A 23,554-nucleotide genomic window follows, 5' to 3' on the forward strand; every position below is an offset into this window, starting at 1 on the left:
GGGCGCGGCCCGTCAAGGTGGGCGACGACAATGCCCGTACCACCCGCAACGGGAGCGCCTGATGCCCCACATCACCATCGACTACTCCGCCGGACTCGAAGACGCCTTCGACCGCCGGGGATTCGCCGCCGAACTGCACCCCCTGATCGCCCGGACGATCACAACCTCGGCCTCGGCGTGCAAGACCAGACTCCGCCAGGTCGACGAGACGCTGGTGGGGGAGGAGGCCGTCGACGGCTCGATCGTCCACGTCGTCATCGCCATACAGCCCGGCCGCACCCCGGAAGTCCGCGGGCGGCTCACCGAGTCCGTGCTGGCGCTGCTGGGCGAGCACCTCAAGCCGGCCGACGGACTCCGGGTCGAGACCTCGGTCGAGACCCGCGAGATCGACCCCTCGTACCGCAGGAGCTGAGCATGTGCGCCCGTCCCTCCGCGCGTCGCCGGTCAGGGCAGCCGCTGCGGGGGGACGGCGGGTGCACCGGCGGTCAGCGTGCCGAGTCGGGTGAGCAGTTCGCCGAACGGGCCGTTGGACGGCTCCTGTTCGAGGACCCGCAGCACGATGCCGGCCAACTCGTCGTCGTACGCGGCGCTCACGGCGGCCAGCGCCGCGAAGTCGTGCACCAGCTGGAGCTCCAGTTCGGAGCGGGGGACGCGCTTGCCGTCCAGCCAGAGCAGCGCCGTCGCCTCGGCGAGCGACACCCAGGTGCGTACCACCAACTCCAGCCGGGCGCTGGGGACCTCGACTCCGAGGTGGGCGAGTATCTGCTCGTACGCGGCCTGCCGCACCCCGTCGATCATCGCGTTGGTGGTGGAGGAGCCTGCCGCCGGGCCACCCCGCATGAGTGCGGAGAAGCCGGGCCCGTGGTCCTCCACGAAGTCGAAGAACCGGACCATCACCCGCAACAGGCGCGTCCCCAGGGGGCCTTCGTGCGGCTCCAGGAAGCGCTCCGCCAGCTCGTCGGCGGCCCGGCGCAGCGCGGCCTCGTACAGGTTCTGCTTGCCGGGGAAGTAGTGGTAGACGAGCGGGCGGGAGATGCCCGCGGCGGCGGCGATCTCGTCGATCGACACCTCGTCGGGGGAGCGGCTGCTGAACAACTCCAGTGCGACGCCGATCAACTGCTGTCTGCGCTCGTCGACGCCCATGCGGCGCCGCACCCCGGTGGTCATGCGGACAGCCTAACCGGGGTGCGGCGGACGGCGGGACCGGCCCGGCCAACCTACAGATCGAGGACCAGCCGCCCGCCCCGGCACCGGGAGACGCAGATCAGCATCGAGTCGGCGCGCTCCGCGTCGGTCAGCAGCTCGTCCCGGTGATCGATCTCGCCCTCCAGTACCCGCTGTTGGCAGGTGCCGCAGAAGCCCTGCTCGCAGGAGTACGAGACATGGGGCAGCTCCTCGCGCACGGCCGCCAGCACCGACTGCCCGGCCGCCACGGACACGGTCCGCTCCGAGCGCCGCAACTCCACCTCGAAGGCGCCCGAATCCGCGCCGCCGCCCGGAGCCCCGGCGGCGAACCGCTCCAGATGCGGGGTGCGGCCCTCAGGCAGGGCGGCGGCGACCGCGTCCATCAGGGGCCCGGGGCCGCACACGTACACGGCCGTCCCCCGCGCGAGCCCGGCGAGCGCCGCGGCCACGTCCGGGTGCCCCGAGGCGTCCTGCGGGACGACCGTCACCCGGTCCCCGTCCGCGCCGAGCTTCTCGATCTCGTCGAGGAAAGGCATGGTGGCCCGCGACCGGCCCCCGTACAGCAGCCGCCAGGGCGCCCCGGAAGCCGCGACCGCCCGCAGCATGGGCAGGACCGGGGTGATGCCGATGCCGCCCGCGACGAAGAGATAGCCGTCCGCACCGACCAGCGGGAAGCGGTTGCGGGGGCCCCGGACGCCCACTTCCCCGCCCTCGTGCAGGTGGGCGTGCGCCTCCCGCGAGCCGCCCCGGCCGTCCTCGGCCAGCCGGACCGCCACGGTGTACGTCCCCTGGTCCGAGGGGTCGCCGCAGAGGCTGTACTGCCGGACCGCACCGGAGGGCAGCACCAGGTCGATGTGGGCCCCCGGCTCCCAGCGGGGCAGGCCGGGCCCCTCCAGCCGGAGCTGGACGACCCCTTCCGCGGGCGAGCTCCGCTCGGTGATCAGCAGCCGCCGGGTGGTGGTGGCGCCGCGCACCGACTGCCCGGAGGTGGGCTCCTCCAGGGCGGGCATCGGCCAGAGCGGGGAGGCGGCGACGCGCTTGCGCAGCGCACGCCGGACGAGCAGGGCGGCGCCGGCACCGGTGACCAGCAGTGCGGTGCGGGGGCGGGGCATGGGCATGGGCATCGTCAGTGGGTTCCCGTCGTACGGGCCTCGGCGGCGAGCGCCGCGGGCGAGCGGGCGAGGTAGTCGACGGCTTGGGCGGTGCTGCCGGTCCGTGAAGGGTGGTAGCGGCGGCTCAGGTAGTCCGGGACCGACCGGAGGATGTCCCCGGCCGGAGGCAGCGTGCCCCGCCTGCCGCCGGCGTGGAACTCCCGGAGCGACGCCCGGCCGCCGGGCAGCCCCGGGTCGTTCGCCACGAAGAAGCGGACTCCGCGCTGCCAGAGGAAGACCAGCGCGGAGAAGGCCGTCGCCCAGGTCCGTACCCGGCGCCGGTAGCCGCCGTCCACGTGGCAGAACACCTCGAAGGCCACCGAGCGGTGCTCGACCTCCTCGGCGCCGTGCCAGCGCAGCAGGTCCAGCATCGTGGGATCGGCGCCGAGCCGGTCCAGGGCGTCGGCGTTGAGTATCCAGTCGCCGAGGAACGCCGTGTAGTGCTCGATCGCCGCTATCGTCGCGACCCGCTCCTTGAGCCACCACTCCCGGGCCCGCCCGGGCGGCAGGGTCCGGTCGCCGAGCAGCTTCTCGAAGAACCAGTCCACCTGCGCGGTGTAGGGCGTCGGGTCGATCCCCAGCCGCTTCAGGTGCGGCAGCACGTCGTCGTGCGCCTGCGAGTGCACGGCCTCCTGGCCGATGAACCCGATGACGTCCTCGCGGAGCCGTTCGTCGCGGATGTACGGCAGCACCTGCCGGTACACGTGGATGAACCAGCGCTCTCCGGCCGGAAGCAGCAGATGGAGGACGTTGATCGTGTGGGCGGCGAACGGGTCGCCGGGCACCCAGTGCAGCGGGGTGTGCTCCCAGTCGAACGCGACGTTGCGGGGCTTGAGCGGCGTCCGCTCCGAAGTGACCGCCGTCGGCTGCTTGTTGGACATGCCGTCAATGTACTGATGGGTACGGCGCGGCGACAGAGGCGTGCGTGCTCTTCCTCGGACCTGTCGTCACGTCACGCCGGCCGGCCGCCCCGCTCCCCCCGGTCCAAGTACGCGAGCACCGCGAGGACCCGGCGGTTGTCGTCGTCGGACTGGGCCAGCCCCAGCTTTCCGAAGATGTTCGAGGTGTGCTTGGCGATGGCCCGTTCGGTGACCACCAGTTGTGCCGCGATGGCCGCGTTCGTACGGCCCTGCGCCATCAGCTCCATGACCTCCCGCTCCCGGGGGGTCAGCCCGCCCATCGGCTCGTCCCGGGACCGCCGCGTGAGCAGTTGTGAGATCACCTGGGGGTCCATCGCCGTGCCTCCGGCCGCGACCCGGCGCACCGCGTCGACGAACTGGTCCGCGTCGAAGACCCGGTCCTTCAGCAGATAGCCGATGCCGCCGTTCCCGTCCGCCAGCAACTCCCGCGCGTACAACTGTTCCACGTGCTGGGAGAGGACGAGGACCGGTAGCCCCGGGCGTTCCCTGCGCGCCGCCAGCGCGCACTGGAGCCCTTCGTCGGTGAGGGACGGCGGCAGCCGGACGTCGACCACCGCGACGTCCGGCCGTTCCTCGGCGAAGGCCCTGGTCAGTTCGGGACCGGTCGCGACGGCGGCCACCACCTCGAAGCCGTACGCCTCCAGGAGCCGCACCAGTCCGTCGCGGAGCAGGAAGAGGTCTTCGGCTAGGACAACGCGCACGGGATCTCCAGGGTCACCAGGGTGGGGCCGCCGACGGGGCTGCTGACGGCCAGTACGCCGTCGAACGTACCGAGCCGCCGTTCGATCCCCCTCAGCCCCGAACCGCCGCCGACCGCCGCCCCTGCGCCGTCCGTCGTCCCGCCGCCGACCGCCGCCCCTCCCCGGCCGTCGTCCGTCACCGAGACCCTGAGCATCCCGTCCGCGTGGTGGACGTCCACCCAGACGCGGTCGGCACCCGAATGCTTCGCCACGTTCGTCAGCGCCTCGCTCACCGCGAAGTACGCGGCCGACTCCACCGGCGCGTCCGGCCGCCCCGGCAGATCCACCGACACCTCGGACTCCAGGGGCAGCCGCATGGCCAGGGCCTTCACCGCGTCCCCGAGGCCCCGCTCGGCGAGCACCGGCGGATGGATGCCCCGGACGAGGTCGCGCAGTTCGGTGAGGGCCTCGGCCGAGGAGGCCCGGGTCGCCGCCAGCATCCGCTTCGCCTGCTCCGGGTCCCTCTCGATCAGCGCCTCGATCGCCCCGAGGCTCATCCCCATGGCGACCAGCCGGGCCTGCGCCCCGTCGTGCAGGTCCCGTTCGATGCGCCGCAACTCCGAGGCCGCCGAGTCCACCGCCTCGTGCCGTGTCTCCGTCAGCCGCTCGATGCGCCGGGCCAGCTCCTCCGGGGTGGGCGAGAGGACCGCGCGGGCCAGCACGAAGTGCAGCCGCAGCATCGGCTTGGCCACCCACAGACCGGCGTGGAAGACGAGCAGGCCCAGTGCGAGCGCCGCGACCGCCGTGGCCGGGCTGTCCACGGGGACGAAGCCGTACCAGTAGGGGTCGTCGCGGAAGACGTGCCAGAGACCGGCGACGAGGACCACCCCCTCCAGCCACCAGACCAGCAGCGTGGCAGGGACGATCGCCAGCACGAAGCCCGCGGTCATGTCGGTGAACAGCCACTGGACGTCCCGCCGGGTGGCCGGGTCCTTCAGCATCAGGAGGGTGCGCTCCACCTGCCCGGTGAAGCCGGTGCGCAGGCTCGTGGGAAGGGGCCGGTACGGGACCGGTATCCGCACGTCGGACCAGGTCGCCGCGAGGAGCCTGCGCCGGTTCGCGTGCCGGCGCACCTGCTCCAGCACGTACGGAGTGGTGAGGAACCCGACCCCGAGCAGGACGAACGCGACGGAGAGCACCGTCGCGACGAAGAGGGCGAGCGAGCCGGGCAGACCCGCCACCGCCAGCGCCAGCCCGCGTCCCGCGGCCCCCGTCGCTTCCCTGAAACGGCTGATCGTCCTGCTCATCGTCCCTCGTCCCCTTCGTCCCCGCCGCGACCGGGCGCCGCCGCGTGGTTCCCCGGCGCCCCCTACGGCGGCAAGTCTCGCCCGGGGGAAGGTGCGCGCGGCAGCCGGTACGCACCCCTGTCGGGGGTGTACCTGGCACCACCCCGCGCCCCGGACGGCGAAGGGCCCCGTGCTCGCGGTACGAAACCGCGAGCACGGGGCCCGGTGCCGCTCGACAGCCCTGTCAGGGAGCGTACTTGTAACCCACCCGACGCACGGTCTGGATCGAGTGGCGGTGCTGGGTGCCGAGCTTGCGGCGCAGCCGGGCGACGTGGACGTCGACCGTGCGGCCGTCGCCGACGTGACCGTAACCCCAGACGGTCGTCACCAACTGGTCCCGGGTGTGCACCCGGTGGGGGTGGGCGACGAGGTGGGCGAGGAGCTCGAACTCCAGGTAGGTGAGGTCGAGCGCCACGCCGTCCACGCTCGCGATGCGCCGGGTGGAGTCGATGAGCACCGGACCGTCCGGCGCGGGAGCGGCGGGAGCCTCGCGCACCACGGCCTGCGGGGCGAGCACCCCCTGCGGGAGCGGTCCGGCGGCGAAGGGCTGGGCGTCGGTGAACGCGCCGGCGAGGGCGGCCTGCTGGTCGGCCGGGACGAGGACGAGGTAGCCGATCATCGGCGGCCGTCCCGGAAGGGTGGGAAGGGAATGCTGGGGCGCGGGCAGCCACGTGGCTCCCGGCGGCAGCAGGTCGGCCATGTCGGTGAGCCGGACGACGTCGTCGCGGTCGACCGCACGGAGCCGGCGGTTGGGGGTGAGAGTGCGGGCGGTGGTGGTGGCCGCAGCGGGGGCCGCCGATGCCGCGGTGGCGGCGGAGGCGGAGAAAGTACGGGCGTTCGCCATGAGGGTCAGCTCTTTCGCGCGAGGAGTCGTCGAGGGACGTACGTCGTGCGCGCGGGCCGAAGACCGGGGTGAGCGGCTTTAGAGGGCCTGCGCGTTCCTCGCGCGGCAACACACCCGGTCGAAGTCGTGGTGCTGACGGGAAGGCCAGAACGGCTCAAGGTCGCTGCGACCCGATGAGGTGTACTGGAAGCCGGCCATGGGCCCATTGAAGCAGAGAATGCGGCGCGACAGGAGCCTCCTCTCACCCGTCGATACGGACCCTTCGCGTCACGCGCCCCCCGCCCCGCCCCCGGGCCGCGCTCCCACCCGCTCTGAGCTGGCCCTACCCGCTTCTCAGCCCACCAGCCGCTTCCGCCAGTCCGGCACGGGTACGTCGATGGCCTTCGAAGGATCGCCGTCCCACTCCACGTCCAGCCCGGCCTCCCGGAGCGCCGCGGCGACCTCGTGGCCCGTCGCGGCGGTGGTTTCCTCGGAGTCGTCGAACCCGCCGTAGTACAGGGTGAGTCCGCGGCCCGACGCCGCGCTCGCGGTGGACTGGGAGGGGAAGAAGACGAACCCCCGCGCCGACTCGTCCTGCGCCCACACCTCGTCCATCCCGCAGGAACGGCAACAGGTGAAGTTCTGCCGGGCGGTCAGGCCGGCGGCCCCCAGTACGGCGAAGGCGTTCTCCAGCCGGTCGGCGTCGCTCACCCCCGTCCAGCTCTCCTGCTCCTCCACCCGCTCCAGCCAGAGCCGCTCGACGACGGCCCGTGCCTGTTCCGGGGTGACCGGTGAGACCCCGTCCCGCGTCAGGCAGTCGGCGGCCCACTCGGTCAGCGTCTCCACCGTGCCGAACCCGCCGCGCAGTTCGCTCCTGACGGCCTCCTCCAGCCGTCCCAGGACCCCGGGTTCCAGAGCCGGTACGGGCTCGGGCCCGGGCAGCCCCAGGGACTCCCAGCCCGTCCCCGCGTCCCAGCCCTCGTCCTGCCGCGCCCACCCGGCCATCACCTCGGCGACCCGCTCGGGAGTGGGGACCTCGGCGCGGTAGTGGTCGGCGGGTCCGCCCTCGCGGTACTCCAACTCGTACGGGCCGTCCCCCTCGTGCCAGACCTGCACGAACCGTCCGGGCCGGTCGGGCACCCGCTGCACCACCAGGAAGCGGTTCTTCCGCCCGCCGATCCCGAGCACCAGATCCGTCAACTCGTCGGCCGTGGGGCGCGTGTACGTCTCCGCGCCCTCGGTCTTCACCTTGATCTCCAGCATGCGGTTCACCTTCCCACACACCACCGACAGCGCCTCTTCCGCGGGCCGATATCCTGCCCGGAGCGACGCGCGGACGACACCCGCGCCCGGCGAGGGGCGAGCATCCGGTGATCCGAGACCTGTACAACGTCCGCGTGCGGCCCGCGGAGGGCGACCCGACCCCGCTGACCGAGGACGAGGAGCGGCGCGCCCGGGTCACCCTCTTCGACGAACTCGGCACCGTCATCGCCGAACGCGGCTGGGTCCGCTTCCCCGCCCACTCCCCGGAAGAACGCCGCCGCCTCGTCGACGTCGCGCACCGGCTCGGCGCGTACTGGGGCCGGCCGGTCCACGTCGAGGCCGAGGACAGCTGCGCCCTGAGGCTCCACCTGGACGGGTACGGCACGCTGCCGTCCGCGTGAGGGGTCCCCGTCCGTACGACGAGAGGCGCCCGCCGGAAGTCCGGCGGGCGCCTCTCGTCGTACGGGGAGGTGCGGGGGAGGATCAGCCCTGGTCGGCCTTCTCCAGTGCGGTGCAGCAGGTGTCGACGATCAGCCGCGTGACGACGTAGGGGTCGACGTTGGCGTTCGGGCGACGGTCCTCGATGTAGCCCTTCCGGTCCTGCTCGACCTGCCACGGGATGCGGACCGAGGCGCCGCGGTCGGAGACGCCGTAGCTGTACTCGTTCCACGGGGCGGTCTCGTGCAGACCGGTCAGACGCTCGTCGATGCCGGCGCCGTAGTTCTTGACGTGGTCGAGCGGCTTCGAGCCCTCGCCCAGCGACTCGCACGCGGTGATGATCGGGTCGTAGCCCTCACGCATCGACTTGGTGGAGAAGTTGGTGTGCGCGCCGGCGCCGTTCCAGTCGCCCTTGACCGGCTTCGGGTCGAGGGTGGCGGAGACGTTGAAGTCCTCGGCGGTGCGGTAGAGCAGCCAGCGGGCGATCCACAGCTGGTCGGAGACCTCCAGCGGGGACAGCGGGCCGACCTGGAACTCCCACTGGCCGGGCATGACCTCGGCGTTGATGCCGGAGATGCCGAGACCGGCCTTGAGGCAGTTGTCGAGGTGCTTCTCGACGATGTCGCGGCCGAAGATCTCGTCGGAGCCGACACCGCAGTAGTAGCCGCCCTGCGCGGCCGGGAAGCCGCCCTCGGGGAAGCCGAGCGGACGGTGGCCCGAGAAGAAGGTGTACTCCTGCTCGATGCCGAAGATCGGCTCCTGCGAGGCGAAGCGCTCGGCCACCGGACGCAGCGCGGCACGGGTGTTGGTCGGGTGCGGCGTCATGTCGATGTTGAAGACCTCGCACAGGACGAGAACGTCGTCGCCGCCGCGGATCGGGTCCGGGCAGGTGAAGACGGGCTTCAGGACCCGGTCGGAGGCGTGGCCCTCGGCCTGGTTGGTGCTCGAACCGTCGAAGCCCCAGATGGGCAGCTCCGCACCGTCGGCCAGGATGCGCGTCTTCGAACGCAGCTTGGCGGTCGGCTCGGTGCCGTCTATCCAGATGTACTCAGCCTTGAACGTCACGGAAGCCATCCTTTGCGGTGCTGCGAGGTCTATGCGCAGCAGCTTCGCAAGGCGCGATTTCCCGTCCGTTGCCCGAATGTGAACCCCGTGTTACCGACGTTTTCCGCGGGTGAAACACGTCACACCCGTGGAACACCCCCGCCGCCCGCGCCCCCGGCCGTACGGGAACGAGCCGACGGCGGAGCCCCGTACTCCGCCGCCCGCACGGCCCGGCGGCGCCGTCGTATACGGGGACGCGCCGCCCGGGACACGCGGGACCCGGCCCGCACACTGGTACGCATGACGACTACCGCGACCCCCCTGCGCATCGGACTGCTCGGCACCGGACCGTGGGCCCGCAGGACCCACGCCCCCGCCCTCGCCGCCCACCCCGGAGCCGAGTTGAGCGGGGTGTGGGGCCGCCGCCACGAAGCGGCGACCGCCCTGGCCGACGCGCACGGAGTCCGGGCCTTCGCCGGCGAGGACGGCCTGGACGCGCTGCTCGCCGCCAGCGACGCCGTCGCCGTCGCGCTGCCCCCGGACGTACAGGCCCCGATCGCCGCCCGGGCGGCCGCCGCCGGCTGCCACCTCCTGCTGGACAAGCCGGTCGCCACCACGGCGGCCGGCGCCCACGAGGTCGCCGAGGCAGCCGCCCGGTCCGGTGTCGCCTCCGTCGTCTTCTGCACCCTGCGCTTCGCCCCCGAGACCGCCGCCTGGATCACCGAACAGGCAGCGCTGGACGGCTGGTTCACCGCACGCGGCCAGTGGCTCGGCGCACTCTGGGCGCCCGGCTCCACCAGCGAGTACGCCGCCTCCCCGTGGCGCCGCGACAAGGGCGGCCTCTGGGACGTCGGCCCGCACGTCCTCTCGGTACTCCTCCCCGTCCTCGGCGACGTGACGGAACTGACAGCCGTCCGGGGCCCGTCCGACACCGTGCACCTGGTCCTCCGCCACGCCTGCGGAGCCTCCAGCACGGCGACCCTCGGCCTGGGCGCCCCGCTCGGGGCCGTCGGCACCGACATCGAACTGCGCGGCGAGCACGGCGTCGCGAACCTGCCCCGCTGGGGCGGCGCCCTGGACGCCTTCACCGGAGCGGTCGACGCGCTGGCCGAAGCCGTACGCACCGGGGAGCCGCACCCCTGCGACGTGCGTTTCGGGGCGCGCCTGACCGAACTGCTCGCGGAGGCCGAAGCGCAGCTCGGTCCGGCCGGCCCGGCGGTGCCCGCCGGATCGTGACCGGCGTACGGCGTACGGCGCCGCGTACCTGTCCCCGGGCGTACAACCGTCCGGGGCCCGGACGTGTCTCTCAGGCATCAACCGGGTGTGTACGGGCCGCGAGGGACGCGCCCCGGGCGCATCCCTTCGGAGGGACGATGGGTTCCGTGGGCAGGACGCGAGCATGGGGGCTGATCGCCGCACTGGCGGCGGTGGCCTGGATGTCGGCGGGGCCGGCCGCCGCGGACGGGGGAAGCGGCGGGCCGGCCGCGTCGGCTGCCCAGGCGGCGGGCACCTCGCTGCTGCGGTTCGCCAAGCCCTCGCCCGTCACCGGGGTGAAGCCGGGGGACACCGTGCCGCTGGAGATCGTGGTGAAGAACGCCGGCGACGGGCCGGCCGAACGGGTGACGCTCTACATCGGCGGATCGACCGGCACCGCGTTCGCGGAGAAGTACTCCAACTGCGTGCAGGAAGAGATCCCCGCGCAGGACGAGGGCCCCGCGCAGGTGCAGGCGACCTGCGACATCGAACAGGTCCTGGAACCGGGAGTCGTCTACGCCCCCGAAGAGCCGGTCGCCCTGACCCTGCGGCCGCGCGCTCTGTACGACTGGTACACACTGGTCGTCCAGGCCGACTCGCCGGTGTTCCACACCGGTTCGCGCGACGGCGTCGGCAAGGAGCTGCGGTTCGTCGCACAGGAGACCCCGCCCGCCGGGGCCGAGTACCTCGACGCGCTCCCCTTCACCCACATCACGGCCGAGAGCAGTGCCGACTTCTCCCTCACCGGGGCCGAGGCCACGGGCGAGAAGGGCGACACCGTCAAGGCGGCGGTGACCTTCGCCAACAACGGCCCGGCCTGGGTCGACAACGACACGGAAACGCCCATCGGTGTCTTCGACGTCGGCGTGCCGCCCGGGACCACGGTCACCCGCGCACCCGAGTTCTGCTCCCCGGTCGGCCCGGACGGGAAGGAGGCCCCGGCGGCCGGAGCCACGACGTACAGGTGCAGCACGGTGAACGCCTACGTCGAGGAGAACACCACGCTGCCGCTGGAGTTCACGCTGCGCATCGACAAGGTCGTCCCGGACGCCACGGGTGAGGTCGCCTTCGTGCCGGGCGAGAACCGGTCGGGCACCCTGCCGTTCGACCACGAGCCGGGCAACAACACCGCGAAGATCGTGGTCAACCCGTCCGAGGACGGGGCCACCGACGGCGGCACGGGCAGCACCGGCAGCACCGGGTCCACGACGGCGGGCGGAGCCACCACCGGCACCACGGCCGGGACCACTGCCGGCGGTGGTGCCGGCGGTTCCACGTCCGGTGGCGGCACGGCCCCCGAACTCGCGGCGACCGGCGGGGCCGGCCCCGGCTACCTCGGTGCCGCCGCCGGCCTGACGGCGATCGGCGGCCTCGCGCTCGCGCTGGCGCACGGGCCCTGGCGGCCCCGCCGCCGGAGGCTCGCGGTCCCGAGCGGTCCGGGCGGCCGGGCAGCGCGCTGACGGGGCGGAGTACCGCCCGGGTGGGGGCTGGGGCGCCGCGGAACTTCAGCGGCGCCCCAGCGCGTCCCGTACCGCGTCCTCCGTGCGCGCCACCACGGCGGTACCGTCCTCGGCGGTGATGATCGGCCGCTGGATCAGCGCCGGTTCGGCACAGAGCGCCGCGATCCAGCGGTCGCGCTCCGCCGCCTCCCGGGGCCACGAACCGATCCCCAGCTCCTTCGCGACGGCCTCCCCGGTCCGGGTGATGTCCCACGGCTCCAGCCCGAGCCGGTCCAGCACCGCCCGGATCTCGTCCGGTGACGGCACGTCCTCCAGATACCTGCGCACGGTGTAGGACGCCCCCTGGGCGTCCAGCAGCGAGACGGCGCTCCGGCACTTCGAGCACTGCGGATTGATCCAGATCTCCATCGGGCGAGGATACGTCCGAGGAGGGGGCGACGGACGGCCGAAATCCCCTCTGGCCAGGGGCGATTGTCAGTGTGAGGCGGTAAAATGAAAGCAGTTCGTGAGGGTTCCACCACCGCGCCAGGAGGTTGCCGATGGCCGTCGCCGCAGTCACGACCAAGCCGCTCGACCCGACGCTCCACGCCCCGTTCCCACCGATGCAGCCGTTCGCCGCGCCCCACCCCAAGAAGAGGCTCCCGGCGGGCCGCCCCCGTGAGTGGTACGTCGCCCACAACCGCCGGCTGAAGGCCATGCGCCTGACGATCGCCCTGCTCGACTCCGGCGTCTACCAGCCCTCCAGCGCCAGCAACCGCCGCATACGCCGCGCCGCCGAGCGCCTCGGCATGCACCGGCCCTCCGACCTCACCTGCCGCATGGTCCGCACGCTGATCCGCTACGGCCGCTGAGCCGTCCCTTCGGTTCGTCCCGCAGGCTCCGACACCGCACCACACCCCGCGCCCCCGGTCCTCCGGGGGCGCGGTCCGTTCAGCCGCAACCCGTTCAGCCGCAACCCGTTCTCGTGCGGCCCGTTCAGCGCAGCCCGTTCCGCCGGGCCTCGCGGACGGCGGCGTCGGCTCCGCCGGCGAAGGGGTCGCCGTGGCCGGGCAGCAGGAGGACCGGGGGCAGGCCTTCCAGGCGGTCGAGCGAGGCCCGTGCGGCCTCGCCGTCATGGGTGAAGCCCCGGCAGACCAGGGTGGGACCGGTGTGCCCGGTCATCCCGTCGTGGGTGACCAGCGCGTCGCCCGTGAAGAGCAGGCCCCGGTCGGCGAACAGGAAGCCGGTGGTGCCGGCGGTGTGGCCGGGGAGGGCAATGGCCCGCGGCCCGCCGGGAACCCCGCAGAGGTGCTGGTCGTCGTCGAAGGTCCGGGGGTCCGGCACCGGTGGAGCGGTGAACGCCCCCTGCCGGGCCAGGTGCAGCGGGGTACCCATCGCCGAGGGCCTGCGCAGCAGGTAGGGCAGCAGGGAGCGCTCCGGCTTGGACAGGCGCATCGCGCTGCGTGGACCTCGCGCGAGGATCGGCGCGTCCTCCCGGTGGACCCAGATCCGTGCGCCGGCCTCCCGGAGCGGGGCAGCCAGGCCGGTGTGGTCGGGGTGGGCATGGGTCAGCAGCACGGCGTGTACGTCGCCGAGTGCGAGACCGATCGCCGCGAGGCACCTCCGCAACCGGGCGAGATGGCCGGGAAGTCCGGCATCCACCAGCACCGGCCCGTCGGGGTGTTCGACCAGATAGAAGTTGACCACCTCGTCGCCCAGGCGGTGCACGCCGGGAGCGACCTCGTGGCAGGAGGTGACGGGGGAGTGGCGGACCATGGGTTCCTCCGGACGCGAGCGGAACGGTATCCAAACATTCGTTACAGTTGACCGTAACGGAATGATGAAAGGAATGCGCCCGTGCCACCCACCCGCAGGCCGTACGACTCCGGCGCCCGCCGGGCCGCCGCACTGCGCAACCGCGCCGCGGTCCTGACCGCATGCCGCGACCTGCTGCTGCGCGACGGCTACCGGGCCACCACGATCCGGGCGGTGGCCCAGGGCGCCGGGGTGTCCCCCGAGACCGTCTACAAGACGTTCGGCGGCAAGCCCGGTCTGCTCAAGGCCCTGTGGGACAGCACCCTCGCGGGGGACGACGAACCCGTGAGCATGGCCGAGCGCCCCGCGCTGCGGGGGGTCTGGAACACCCGGGACCCGCACACCAAACTGCGCCTGTACGCCGCCTTCGTACGAGGCGTCCACGAACGGACCGCCCCCCTGTCGGCGCTGCTCGCCCAAGCGGGCCCGGAAGCCGGGCAGATCCTCGCCACCGGCGAGGCCGAACGGCTGACCGGGATCACCGCCTTCCTCGCCCACCTCGCCGACCAGGGGGTCCTCGGTCCCGGCGCGGAGCCCCGGCGGACGGCCGACGCCTGCTGGGCCCTGACCGGGCCCCACCTGTTCACCCAACTCACCGCGGGCCGGGGATGGAGCGCGGACGACTACCAGGACTGGCTGGCAGGCATCCTCGCCGCCACGCTCCTGCGTCCCTCGTGAGGCCCGAACCCACCTGTCGGGGACGGGTGGCAGACTTCCGCCATGCCCTCCGCCGTCTCTTTCGCCGATCTCACCTTCGCCCGCTGGTGCACCCTCGACAGGGCCACCGCGCGCAGTCACGCCGAGCAGGCCGCCCACCAGGTGGGCGGCACCCTCGCCGAGTGGGAGAGCGATCCGGCGCGGGGCCGGGTCCCGCACCGCGCGGTGATCGAACGGGACGGGCACGGGTTCGCCCTGATACCCGGCGGCGAGGTGCGCGTCGGATTCGACCTGGCCGCGTGGACCCCTACCGCCGAACAGCTCCGCTCCTACCGTGAGGAGAGCGTCGCGGGCGGCTTCGGCTTCGACGCCGACCTCTTCGTCCACCTCGCCGGCGTCCTGACGCCCCGCCGCACGGTCACCCTTCCCACCGTCCTCATGGCGGTGGAGGCCGAGGCGCTCTCCGAAGTACCGGCCGAGGCCGCCGCCGTGCTCGCGGCCCGCGGCCTGCGTCCGCCCACCCCCGACGAGTGGGAGCACGCCTGCGGCGCCGGCGCCGAGACCCTGTTCCGCTGGGGCGACACGTACCCGGCCGACAGTTCCCCGTACGGGGAGGGGCCCGGCCCGCACCACCTGCCCAACGCCTTCGGCCTGCGCTTCGGGTACAGCGTGTACGAGGCGGAGGTGACCAGCGACCCCGGGCACGTCCACGGCGGCGACGGCGGCGAGGCCGCCTGCGGCGGCTACGGCACCTTCCTCACCTGGCTGCCCATGGCAACCGCCAACCACAACCCCGGACTTGCCGCATTCCTGCGGGAACCCGACGGCGAGGACCAGTACGAGGACTTCTTCGTCCGGCCGGTCGTCGAGCTCCGCTGACCGGCCGGCAGCTCCCCTTCCGGCGGGAGCGGACATGCGACAGGCCGTCGACCGCGCCTGGAAGGCAGCGGTCGACGGCCTGTCCGTCCCGGGGGACGATGCCGCGGCCGGGCGCGGCGGTCCGGCCTAGAGGTCGAAGTGCAGCTCGAAGGAGGCCCTGACCTGCGGTGATTAGCCGTCGCGCCGCTGGGCCCGGTGCACATTGGGTGCACATCATGTGGGGTTTAGCGCCCAGAGCGGGACAGGCGCCGGGTGAGGCCGGCAATGACGGTGGTAGCCAGGAGCCAACCGGCTATCGCACTTGCCCAGGCGACCCACGCAGTGTTGCCGGAGGGGGTGAATGCCTTCTCCTGGCCGAGGTCCAGGATGGGCAGGATGGGCCTTGACCCCGAATCCTGAACACGGGTTATGCGGCTTGTGCCAGCGTAGTTGGTGTGAGGTGGAGGGCGTTCTCGAAGGCGATCGGTGATCGTTGTCCGAGGTGGGAGTGTCGGCGTCGGGTGTTGTAGCGGTGGAGCCATCGGAAGGCATCGAGTCGGGCCTCGCGCTCGGTCGGCCAGTTCTTTCGTCCTTGCAGGGTCTCGCGTTTGAAGGTCGCGTTGAAGGACTCGGCGAGCGCGTTGTCCGCGCTGGACCCGACCGCGCTCATGCTTTGCTGAACCCCTGCTGACCTGCAAGCTTCGGCGAAAATCCTGCTCGTGTACTGAGCTCCGTGGTCGGTATGCATGATCGATCCGGCGAGACTGCCGCGGGTTCGGATCGCCGCGGCCAGGGCCTCGGTGACGAGGTCCGCGCGCATGTGGCCGGCGATCGCCCAGCCGGCCAGACGGCGCGAGGCGAGGTCGATGACGGTCGCCAGGTAGCAGAACTTCCCGCCCTCGATGGGCAGGTAGGTGATGTCACCGACGTACTTCGTGTTCGGCCTGTCCGCGGTGAAGTCGCGGCCGATCAGGTCCGGCGCCTTGGCCACTGCCGGGTCGGGGACGGTGGTGCGATGCCGGCGACGCAACCGGACCCCTTCGATCCCGGACGCCCGCATGATCCTGGCGACGCGCTTGTGGTTGACCGCGACACCGTTCTCCTCGCGGAGCTCGGCGGTGATCCTCGGGGCTCCGTAGGTGCCGTCCGATTCCTGGTGCACCGCCCGTATCCGGGCGGCGAGGCGGGCGTCGGTCACCTGCCGGGCGGCCCGGTCCGCTGCCGTCCGCCGCCAGTAGTAGAAGCTCGAGCGGCTGACGCCGAGGATGCTGCAGAGCCGCTTCACGCCGTGACGGCGCTGGAGGTCGGCGACGCACTGGAAGCGGTTCACCAGCGCGTCTCCCCGGCGAAATACTTCGCCGCTTTGCGCAGGATCTCGCGTTCCTCCTCCAGCTCACGGACCTTCTTCCGCAAGGCGGCGTTCTCCGCCTCCAGCGGGGCCGGCGGCTGGGCCGGCTCCTGCGTCCGCCGTCCTCGGGGACGGCTCACCCCTGCTGCCCTCACCCAGTTCCGCAGTGTCTCCGGGTTGATCCCCAGATCGGCTGCGACCGACCTGATCGTCGCTTCCGGCCGCGACTCGTACAGCGCGACCGCGTCCGCCTTGAACTGCGGCGGGTAGTTCTTCATGACCACGAGATGTCCGTTCTCAGATCCGCAGGATCCAGTGTCTCGTGTGTCCAACATCAGGGGTCAAGGCCCGATGACGTCGAGGGCGAACGCGGCCGGCTGGAAGGCCGGACCGTTAGCACGGACGGGTTGTGGCGGTACTGCTGCGAAAACGATGGCGGCAAGTGTAGTGAGGGCGAGGAGCCATCCGAGAGCGCGCCCTGGGCGGTAGCCGTAGCCGACGGTGAGGTCTTCGAAGTACCCCCAGAGTCGGGCAGGCAGCTGTGCGGAGCCGCGTCGCCTTCGATGGCGGGCCAACTGCACGGTGTGTGCATCGTGGTCATGGCCGAGCTGTCGGTAGTAGGTAGCCAGGCGCTCGTACGCGTGAGGGCTGTACTCGCCGCTGCGATTGAGCCATGCCAGGCGCTGGGAAGCGGGCAGCAAGGGGCGGAGTTCTTGATACGTCAGTCCGTCCAGCTCGATCCGGCTGCCGTCCGCACGGACGGCTCCGCGCAGGTATTTGCCGTCCACGGCAAAAGCCGCACGACGCGGTTGCGGCCGGTCTGTCTCGTGCTGGGCGATCCGGTGGGCGCGGCGCTGTTCGCGCTCTACGGTCCCGTCCGGGGTTGTTGCGGATATCGGGCGGGCCTTGGAGTGTGGTGAGCCTGGTGAAACCGGCGGCGGTGAGGAGCGCGGGGTCGACGCGGGCGAATACATCGCGCAGGGTGCGCTCGCCCGGAGCCTTGAACGGGCCGGTAAAGGGGTCGAAAGGGCAGCCCAGCCGGGCCAGGACAGCCTGGTCGCAACGGCGTACCCACTCGGCAATGGCGGTCAGGGAGTTGTGTCCGGCGCTGGTGAGTGCACACACGCCGACCGCGAGCAGCGTGGCCAGCCGGAACCGCACCCCACGCGGATTCCTCGGATCTGGCACCAGGGACAGTGCGTCGAGCAGCCCGGACGGCACCACCACCTCGGGCCGTGACGCCCCGGACGCGGACTGTGGCAGGTGCAGAGCGGACGGAACGGATGATGGTGCAACGAGCACGGCGACCTTACCGGGACCGGACTGGTTCACCGGCCGGTGCGGCGAGTTCTTTGGTCATGAAGACGCGGCTGGTGCCCGGCGGATCGCAGGGCACCTCTCCCAGCCGCTTCCACCCGTTTTTCTGGTAAAAGCCCGGGGCCTGGAAGGTGATGGTGTAGAGCACGGCCGTGCGGCAGCCACGGGCACGAGCCTCGTCCTCGGCCTGCCGGAGGATCTCTGTTCCCAGCCCGCTGCCACGCAGCCGGGGCGGCAGGTAGAAGAGGTCGAGGAAGAACAGCCCGAGCGAGGTACGCCCGGTCAGTCCGCCGACCACCTGGTGCGTCTCGGGATCACGGACCAGGACGGCCAGAGGTTTGCGGTCGGCGATTCCCGTGTGTTCGATGTTGAAGCGGTCCAGCGCGTCGGAGATTTTCGCGGCGTCCTCCGGGTCGGGGGCGTCGGTGAGCATGCAGTCCGGATGGGGGGCGGGCTGGCGGGAAACGGTGACGGCAGTGTCGGACGCAGGCATGGTTGCTCCAGTACGTGAGCGGATGCGGGTGCAGGGCCGGTGAAACCGGCGCACGGGCCGACGCTAGGACGGGGACGCTTCGACGGACGTCGAAGGGACGTCGGCGACAATGGGCACCGTGGACATTCAGCGCGCAGGCCAGGATGTGGGTGTGGACCTGGCGGGCGTGGCCAGACTGCTGGCCGACGGCACCCGGGCCGCCTTCTGCCTCGCGCTGCTCGACGGCCGGGCCTGGACGGCGAACGAGCTCGCGCGCTATGCCGGAGTCGCGCCGTCCACTGCGACCTCGCACCTGAACCTGCTCGTAAACGGCGGGCTCCTCGTCGAGGAGCGGCACGGACGCCACCGCTACGTACGGGTGGCCGACCGCAGAGTGGTCGAACTGATCGAGAGCCTTGCCGCGCTGGCCCCGAAGCACAGCGCCCCACCACGCTCGCTGTCGGCCTCCGGCCGGCAGCAGGCACTGGCCCGCGCCCGGCTGTGCTACGACCACCTGGCCGGAACCACCGCACTGGCCATCACCGACGCAATGGTCGAACGCGGACTCCTGGAGTGGGGACCCGAGCCGGGCCTGACCGGCAAGGGCACCCTCTGGCTTGCCGAGACCGGCATCACGGTGCCCGCCAGCTCACGCCGGCCACCGGTGCGCGTATGCCTCGACTGGACCGAGCGCCGTCCCCACCTGGCCGGCGCTGTGGGCGCCGCCCTGTCCGCCCACGCACTCGCCACCGGGTGGATGACGCGCATCGGCACCACCCGCGCCCTCCTCGTGACACCCGCCGGCCGCCGGGCACTGCACGACCACCTCGGCCTGCCACCAGCTGAACTCTGATCCTGAACCGGACCTGACCGGGCCACACCGACGCGTGATCAAGCCGGGCGAACAGGACTCTCCCCGGGGCCCTGGGCCCCTGGCCCGTATTGGTCCAGTCGCGTGGTTGAAGGCGGCGAGGATGCGGGGTAGTCCGGGTGCCCGGGCAGGCCTGGTGCGGCAGCGGGAAGCCGGTCGGCGAGGCTGGTGACGGTGGTGCGGGTGATCGCGAGATGCTCCAGACGGGTCTCGGCCTCCTGTAACCGGTTCTGCAGGCCGTCGATCTGTTCACGGAGGTCGTCGGCCAGGGCCCGGGCGGCTTGCTCCTGCAGTTCCAGGGCTTCGAGCAACGGCTGGATGTTCATGCGACCGCCTGTGCCTCGCGCCAGGTGGGGGTGTTCGAGCCGGTGAGCCGGCGGGTCATGGCCCAGTAGACGCGTGAAACGGAGGAGGAAGGGTGGTGCTCGCAGTCGCGGACCAGGCGCCGGTGCAGTATTGGGGTTCCGTAGGTCTGCTCGACCCTCCAGCGCTTCGGCTGCGGCACGAATCCCTTGATCTGCGGGTCGCAGGCGACGATCTCGACGTGGACGCCCAGGCCGGCGCCGTGCGCGACGACCTGGTTCTTGAAGCCCTAGTAGACGGGAGCCTAACGAACGGTTCCGCCGCCCTGTTCGGCGACCTGGTCCAGCAGGACGATGCCCGCGGCATTGTCATGGGTGTTCGCGGCCAGGACGCCGACCGCGATGACCAGTCCAAGGACATCCACAGCCAGCCCCCGCTTGCGGCCGGGCACGCGCTTGGCCGGGTCATGGCCGCTCGTGTCGGCGGGGACCCCGGCAGCCACATGGACACTCTGCGTGTCCAGGACCACCAGGGCCGGGTCCTCTGATCGCCGGGCGCGTTCGCGGACCTGGCACCGCAGGAGTTCGTGGATGACCTGGTCGGTCCCGTCATCCCGCCAGGCGGCGAAGTAGTAATAGGTCGCGCTCTTCTGCGGCAGGTCATGCGGAAGGCAGGCCCACTGGCAGCCGGTCCGTCCCTGGTACAGGATCGCGTTCACGATCTCCCGCATGTCGTAGGCACCTTGATGGCCGCCGAGCGACCGGTGCCGCCCCTTCCATGCGGTGATCACCGGCTCGATCAACGACCACTGCTCGTCCGGTAAGTCACTCGGACACGGCTTGCGTTCACTCACCCGGTCACATCACCAGATCAACGACCGTGAACCAGAAGATTCCGCCTCGACGCCAACCAACAGGCGATAATCGATCCCCTCAGAGACTTACGAACTGTCCACTTAGAAGCAGTGAGGGCTGCTTCCCTGGCAATCAGGAAGGCAGCCCCCACCGATAACTCTGACGCCCAGTCAGGAACTTGCCGGACCGGTGCGCATTCGGTGCACAACAGCCTGGGAAACGAGCGGTGCCAATGAGGAACACTGGAGGGTGTTTCCGCAGGTCACATCACGTTCCCGAGTCTCCGGCGAAGGTCACCCGACCCCGCGGCCTAGAGGTCGAAGTACAGCTCGAACTCGTGCGGGTGCGGGCGCAGCTGGATCGGGGCGATCTCGTGGGTGCGCTTGTAGTCGATCCACGTCTCGATCAGGTCGGTGGTGAAGACACCGCCGGCCTGGAGGTACTCGTTGTCCTGCTCCAGCGCCTCGAGGACGGCCGGCAGCGAGGTCGGGACCTGCTGGACGTTGGCGTGCTCCTCGGGAGCCAGCTCGTACAGGTCCTTGTCGATCGGCTCGGCCGGCTCGATCTTGTTCTTCACGCCGTCGAGGCCGGCCATCAGCAGCGCCGCGAACGCGAGGTACGGGTTCGAGGACGGGTCCGGGGCGCGGAACTCGACGCGCTTGGCCTTCGGGTTCGAGCCGGTGATCGGGATGCGCATCGCGGCGGAGCGGTTGCGCTGCGAGTACACCATGTTGACCGGGGCCTCGAAGCCGGGCACCAGGCGGTGGTACGAGTTCACCGTCGGGTTGGTGAAGGCCAGCAGCGACGGGGCGTGCTTGAGGATGCCGCCGATGTAGTAGCGGGCCATGTCCGACAGGCCGGCGTAACCCTGCTCGTCGTAGAAGAGCGGCACGCCGCCCTGCCACAGCGACTGGTGCACGTGCATGCCCGAGCCGTTGTCGCCGAAGATCGGCTTCGGCATGAAGGTCGCGGTCTTGCCGTTGCGCCAGGCGACGTTCTTCACGATGTACTTGAAGAGCATCAGGTCGTCGGCCGCGGCGAGCAGCGTGTTGAACTTGTAGTTGATCTCGGCCTGGCCGGCGGTGCCGACCTCGTGGTGCTGGCGCTCGACCTGGAGGCCGTTCTTGTCCAGCTCCAGGGAGATCTCCGCACGCAGGTCGGCGAAGTGGTCGACCGGCGGGGTCGGGAAGTAGCCGCCCTTGTAACGGACCTTGTAACCGCGGTTGTTCTCGACCGCACCGGTGTTCCAGGCGCCTGCCTCGGAGTCGATGTGGTAGAAGCTCTCGTTCGCCGACGTCTGGAAGCGGACGTTGTCGAAGACGTAGAACTCGGCCTCGGGACCGAAGTAGGCGGTGTCGGCGAAGCCGGTGGAGGCGAGGTACGCCTCGGCCTTCTTGGCCACGTTCCGCGGGTCACGGCTGTACTGCTCGCCGGTGATCGGGTCGTGGATGAAGAAGTTGATGTTGACCGTCTTGTCGCGACGGAAGGGGTCCACCCGGGCGGTCGACAGGTCGGCACGGAGCGCCATGTCGGACTCGTGGATGGCCTGGAAGCCGCGGATCGACGAACCGTCGAAGGCGAGTTCCTCGGCCGGGTCGAAGCTCGCTGCCGGGATGGTGAAGTGCTGCATCACACCGGGCAGGTCGCAGAAGCGGACGTCGATGAACTTCACGTCGTTGTCCGCGACGTACTTCTGCACTTCGTCGGCGTTCTGGAACATCCAACTCCTCCTACTCCCGGCCCGGAGGGGCTGGGGTTGTAGCTCGTGTGTGTCGCCAGTGCGGTGGCGCACGTTGAGGGCGACCTTAGGCAGACGGGATTTCCCCAGCATGACCCATTTGTTTCGCCCAAGTTAACCGGGCGCGCGGTGGGAGACACCCCAACGCCCCATCCCGTGCCCCGGGCGGCAGGAAGCAAACCCGGTCGCAGTACCGTGGTCGGGTGGACAACAGGCAAGCAATCGGATCGTGGCTCTCCGGCCCCCAGGCCGCCGCCGAGGACATGGGCGTCGACTTCGGCTACCGGGGCAAGCGCCTCGGACTGCCCGAGGAGGGCCCGGGGTCCGTCGCCCCGCTCGGCCGCCGCTTCGGCGCGATCTTCATCGACTGGGCGCTCTGCTTCTTGATCGCATACGGGCTCATCGCGGGCGGTGACCAACAGGCCGCCGGGAACTGGGCGTTGCTCGTCTTCCTGGTCCTGAGTTTCCTGACCGTGGGCACCCTCGGCTTCACCCCCGGCAAGCGCCTGCTGCGCCTGCGCCTCGTCTCCGAGGACGGCGGGCGGGTCGGTCCGGTGCGCGTACTCGTACGGACCGTGCTGCTGCTCCTGGTGATCCCGCCCTTCATCTGGGACCGCGACGGACGCGGACTGCACGACCGGCTCTCCCGGTCCGTCCAGGTCCGCCTCTGACCCTCCCGGAGCCCGCCGACGCCCCGCCGGCGCCCGGTGGCCGCTCCGGGCCCGCCACGGCCTTCCGCAGTCGGCCCGAGGCGTTCCGCCATCCGGACAACCGCATCCGTACCGTGACCCGGCTCGTTCACCATGTGGACGGGCCGGTCGTTCATGGCCGCCACGGCCCCCCGGCACCCCTTCCCGGGCCGGCCGTACCCCGGCCGCGCCCCCGTCCACCGCACCGTCCGGGCGTGCGAAGAGGGGCGGCCCCGACCGTTCCGGTCCGGGCCGCCCCTCTGGGGTGAGCGTATGACGCATGACATGTGACGTGTGGGCGCGGAACCACGGCAAGCCGCGTCCCGCGCCCGCGCGGCGAGAGAAGCGAAGTGGAACAACAAATCCTGCGAGGTGCCGGTCAGCGCATCTTTCCGCCGCGCGGCATCCGCATGCCCTTCGGCATGGGGCCCTTCGGCAGTGGCATGTTGCTCATCAGGTCCCCCATCGCCCGCAGTCGGTCGTTGGCCGCCGTGACCTGCGGGCCGCTGAGGATGCGCGGGTACTTCAGCATCTTCACGCGTACCTTCTTCAGCGGCACCTGGCCCTCGCCGTCGCCCACGATGATGTCGTGCACGGGGACGTCGACGACGATGCGCGCCATCCGCCTCTTCTCGGCGGCCAGCAGGCTCTTCACCCGGTTCGGGTTGCCCTCGGCCACCAGGACGATGCCGGCCTTGCCGACCGCGCGGTGGACGACGTCCTGGCTGCGGTTCATCGCCACCGCCGGAGTGGTGGTCCAGCCGCGTCCGATACGGTCCAGCACCGCTGCCGCGGCACCGGGCTGGCCCTCCATCTGGCCGAAGGCCGCGGCCTCCGCGCGCCGTCCGAAGATGACCAGCACCGCGATGACGGCCACGAAGAAGCCCAGGATGCCCAGGTAGACCGGGTGCCCGATCGCGAAGCCGATCGCGAGGAGCACGCCGAAGATGACGATCCACAGTCCCGCGAGCACGAGACCGATCTTCGGGTCCGACCGTCGGGTCATCTTGTAGGTCAGGGCGATCTGCTTGAGCCGCCCCGCGTTCTCGGCGCTGTCCGCGCCTTCAGTGTTTGCCTTCCTCGCCATGT

At 71.4% G+C, this 23,554-nt stretch carries 25 protein-coding genes and 2 pseudogenes; 9 read left to right on the forward strand and 18 right to left on the reverse strand.

Features of this window, described 5'->3' with window-relative positions; translation table 11 throughout:
- The first annotated feature begins 61 nt into the window (after positions 1-61).
- Positions 62-412, forward strand: coding sequence for a 5-carboxymethyl-2-hydroxymuconate Delta-isomerase (locus tag OHT52_RS23100; RefSeq protein ID WP_328722085.1), 351 nt, complete (start codon positions 62-64; stop codon positions 410-412).
- A gap of 32 nt (positions 413-444) precedes the next feature.
- On the opposite strand, the gene OHT52_RS23105 is transcribed toward OHT52_RS23100, so the two are convergent.
- The 7 genes from OHT52_RS23105 to OHT52_RS23135 form a co-directional block, all read right to left on the reverse strand.
- Positions 445-1,167, reverse strand: coding sequence for a TetR/AcrR family transcriptional regulator (locus tag OHT52_RS23105; RefSeq protein WP_328722086.1), 723 nt, complete (start codon positions 1,165-1,167; stop codon positions 445-447).
- A gap of 50 nt (positions 1,168-1,217) precedes the next feature.
- Positions 1,218-2,303, reverse strand: coding sequence for a PDR/VanB family oxidoreductase (locus tag OHT52_RS23110; protein ID WP_328722087.1), 1,086 nt, complete (start codon positions 2,301-2,303; stop codon positions 1,218-1,220).
- Between the two features lie 8 nt (positions 2,304-2,311).
- Complete coding sequence (locus tag OHT52_RS23115) at positions 2,312-3,217, reverse strand: metal-dependent hydrolase (RefSeq protein WP_328722088.1); 906 nt, start codon at positions 3,215-3,217, stop codon at positions 2,312-2,314.
- A 71-nt stretch (positions 3,218-3,288) separates the two neighbouring features.
- The gene (locus OHT52_RS23120; RefSeq protein ID WP_328722089.1) at positions 3,289-3,957 is read right to left on the reverse strand and encodes a response regulator transcription factor; all 669 of its coding nucleotides are present in this window, start codon (positions 3,955-3,957) and stop codon (positions 3,289-3,291) included.
- Positions 3,942-5,243: a sensor histidine kinase gene (locus tag OHT52_RS23125; protein ID WP_328722090.1), complete on the reverse strand. Its 1,302-nt coding sequence runs from the start codon at positions 5,241-5,243 to the stop codon at positions 3,942-3,944. Before OHT52_RS23125 ends, OHT52_RS23120 begins: the two co-directional genes overlap by 16 nt.
- A 223-nt stretch (positions 5,244-5,466) precedes the next feature.
- The gene (locus tag OHT52_RS23130; RefSeq protein ID WP_328722091.1) at positions 5,467-6,126 is read right to left on the reverse strand and encodes a winged helix-turn-helix domain-containing protein; all 660 of its coding nucleotides are present in this window, start codon (positions 6,124-6,126) and stop codon (positions 5,467-5,469) included.
- 333 nt (positions 6,127-6,459) lie between these two features.
- Entirely contained in the window at positions 6,460-7,368 is a 909-nt protein-coding gene (locus OHT52_RS23135) for a DUF6891 domain-containing protein (RefSeq protein WP_328722092.1), read from the reverse strand.
- 107 nt (positions 7,369-7,475) lie between these two features.
- On the opposite strand from OHT52_RS23135, the gene OHT52_RS23140 reads away from it, so the two are divergent.
- Positions 7,476-7,769, forward strand: coding sequence for a hypothetical protein (locus OHT52_RS23140; RefSeq protein WP_328722093.1), 294 nt, complete (start codon positions 7,476-7,478; stop codon positions 7,767-7,769).
- 82 nt (positions 7,770-7,851) lie between these two features.
- Here the strand turns inward: OHT52_RS23140 and glnII are convergent, their stop codons facing one another.
- Entirely contained in the window at positions 7,852-8,871 is a 1,020-nt protein-coding gene (gene glnII / locus OHT52_RS23145) for a glutamine synthetase (protein ID WP_328722094.1), read from the reverse strand.
- 279 nt (positions 8,872-9,150) lie between these two features.
- On the opposite strand from glnII, the gene OHT52_RS23150 reads away from it, so the two are divergent.
- A complete protein-coding gene (locus OHT52_RS23150; protein ID WP_328722095.1) occupies positions 9,151-10,086 on the forward strand; it encodes a Gfo/Idh/MocA family protein in 936 nt (311 codons plus the stop codon).
- 146 nt (positions 10,087-10,232) lie between these two features.
- On the forward strand, positions 10,233-11,564 hold the full coding sequence (locus OHT52_RS23155) for a hypothetical protein (protein ID WP_328722096.1): 1,332 nt from the start codon (positions 10,233-10,235) through the stop codon (positions 11,562-11,564).
- A 45-nt stretch (positions 11,565-11,609) separates the two neighbouring features.
- On the opposite strand, the gene OHT52_RS23160 is transcribed toward OHT52_RS23155, so the two are convergent.
- Entirely contained in the window at positions 11,610-11,972 is a 363-nt protein-coding gene (locus OHT52_RS23160) for an ArsC/Spx/MgsR family protein (protein ID WP_328722097.1), read from the reverse strand.
- Positions 11,973-12,103: 131 nt separating this feature from the next.
- Between OHT52_RS23160 and OHT52_RS23165 the strand changes: the two genes are divergently transcribed.
- Complete coding sequence (locus OHT52_RS23165) at positions 12,104-12,415, forward strand: hypothetical protein (RefSeq protein WP_328722098.1); 312 nt, start codon at positions 12,104-12,106, stop codon at positions 12,413-12,415.
- A gap of 124 nt (positions 12,416-12,539) precedes the next feature.
- On the opposite strand, the gene OHT52_RS23170 is transcribed toward OHT52_RS23165, so the two are convergent.
- Positions 12,540-13,319 (reverse strand): MBL fold metallo-hydrolase, encoded by a 780-nt coding sequence (locus tag OHT52_RS23170; protein WP_328722099.1) that lies wholly within the window; start codon positions 13,317-13,319, stop codon positions 12,540-12,542.
- Positions 13,320-13,400: 81 nt separating this feature from the next.
- On the opposite strand from OHT52_RS23170, the gene OHT52_RS23175 reads away from it, so the two are divergent.
- Entirely contained in the window at positions 13,401-14,036 is a 636-nt protein-coding gene (locus OHT52_RS23175) for a TetR/AcrR family transcriptional regulator (protein ID WP_328722100.1), read from the forward strand.
- 42 nt (positions 14,037-14,078) lie between these two features.
- The gene (locus OHT52_RS23180) at positions 14,079-14,894 is read left to right on the forward strand and encodes a hypothetical protein (RefSeq protein WP_328722101.1); all 816 of its coding nucleotides are present in this window, start codon (positions 14,079-14,081) and stop codon (positions 14,892-14,894) included.
- A 406-nt stretch (positions 14,895-15,300) separates the two neighbouring features.
- Here OHT52_RS23180 and OHT52_RS23185 read toward each other — a convergent pair.
- The 4 genes and pseudogenes from OHT52_RS23185 to OHT52_RS23195 form a co-directional block, all read right to left on the reverse strand.
- Positions 15,301-16,505 (reverse strand): IS3 family transposase gene (locus OHT52_RS23185; RefSeq protein ID WP_328722102.1). Its coding sequence is split into 2 segments (ribosomal slippage): positions 15,301-16,214 and positions 16,214-16,505, totalling 1,206 coding nucleotides; the frame shifts between segments, so codons are not numbered across the junction.
- A gap of 57 nt (positions 16,506-16,562) precedes the next feature.
- Positions 16,563-17,009 carry a hypothetical protein gene (locus tag OHT52_RS23190; protein WP_328722103.1) on the reverse strand — a complete coding sequence of 149 codons (447 nt, stop codon included), beginning with the start codon at positions 17,007-17,009 and terminating at the stop codon, positions 16,563-16,565.
- 208 nt (positions 17,010-17,217) lie between these two features.
- Positions 17,218-17,553: pseudogene (locus OHT52_RS31535) on the reverse strand (transposase family protein); the annotation flags it as partial.
- Positions 17,531-18,031: a GNAT family N-acetyltransferase gene (locus OHT52_RS23195; RefSeq protein ID WP_328722104.1), complete on the reverse strand. Its 501-nt coding sequence runs from the start codon at positions 18,029-18,031 to the stop codon at positions 17,531-17,533. The gene OHT52_RS23195 and the pseudogene OHT52_RS31535, both read right to left, overlap by 23 nt.
- Before the next feature lie 109 nt (positions 18,032-18,140).
- On the opposite strand from OHT52_RS23195, the gene OHT52_RS23200 reads away from it, so the two are divergent.
- A complete protein-coding gene (locus tag OHT52_RS23200) occupies positions 18,141-18,863 on the forward strand; it encodes an ArsR/SmtB family transcription factor (RefSeq protein WP_328722105.1) in 723 nt (240 codons plus the stop codon).
- 38 nt (positions 18,864-18,901) lie between these two features.
- Here the strand turns inward: OHT52_RS23200 and OHT52_RS23205 are convergent, their stop codons facing one another.
- From OHT52_RS23205 to glnA, 3 genes and pseudogenes are all read right to left on the reverse strand, one after another.
- Positions 18,902-19,207 (reverse strand): hypothetical protein, encoded by a 306-nt coding sequence (locus OHT52_RS23205; RefSeq protein ID WP_328722106.1) that lies wholly within the window; start codon positions 19,205-19,207, stop codon positions 18,902-18,904.
- Positions 19,204-20,037 (reverse strand): annotated as a pseudogene (locus tag OHT52_RS23210) (IS5 family transposase). Before OHT52_RS23210 ends, OHT52_RS23205 begins: the two are co-directional and overlap by 4 nt.
- A gap of 311 nt (positions 20,038-20,348) precedes the next feature.
- Positions 20,349-21,758, reverse strand: coding sequence for a type I glutamate--ammonia ligase (gene glnA, locus OHT52_RS23215; RefSeq protein WP_275494565.1), 1,410 nt, complete (start codon positions 21,756-21,758; stop codon positions 20,349-20,351).
- 221 nt (positions 21,759-21,979) lie between these two features.
- Between glnA and OHT52_RS23220 the strand changes: the two genes are divergently transcribed.
- Positions 21,980-22,447, forward strand: a complete 468-nt coding sequence (locus OHT52_RS23220; RefSeq protein WP_328722107.1) for an RDD family protein — start codon at positions 21,980-21,982, stop codon at positions 22,445-22,447.
- Positions 22,448-22,844: 397 nt separating this feature from the next.
- Here OHT52_RS23220 and OHT52_RS23225 read toward each other — a convergent pair whose 3' ends face one another.
- Positions 22,845-23,552, reverse strand: coding sequence for a DUF4191 domain-containing protein (locus tag OHT52_RS23225; protein WP_328722108.1), 708 nt, complete (start codon positions 23,550-23,552; stop codon positions 22,845-22,847).
- Positions 23,553-23,554 lie beyond the last annotated feature (2 nt).

Source organism: Streptomyces sp. NBC_00247 (assembly GCF_036188265.1).
Lineage (GTDB): Bacteria > Actinomycetota > Actinomycetes > Streptomycetales > Streptomycetaceae > Streptomyces.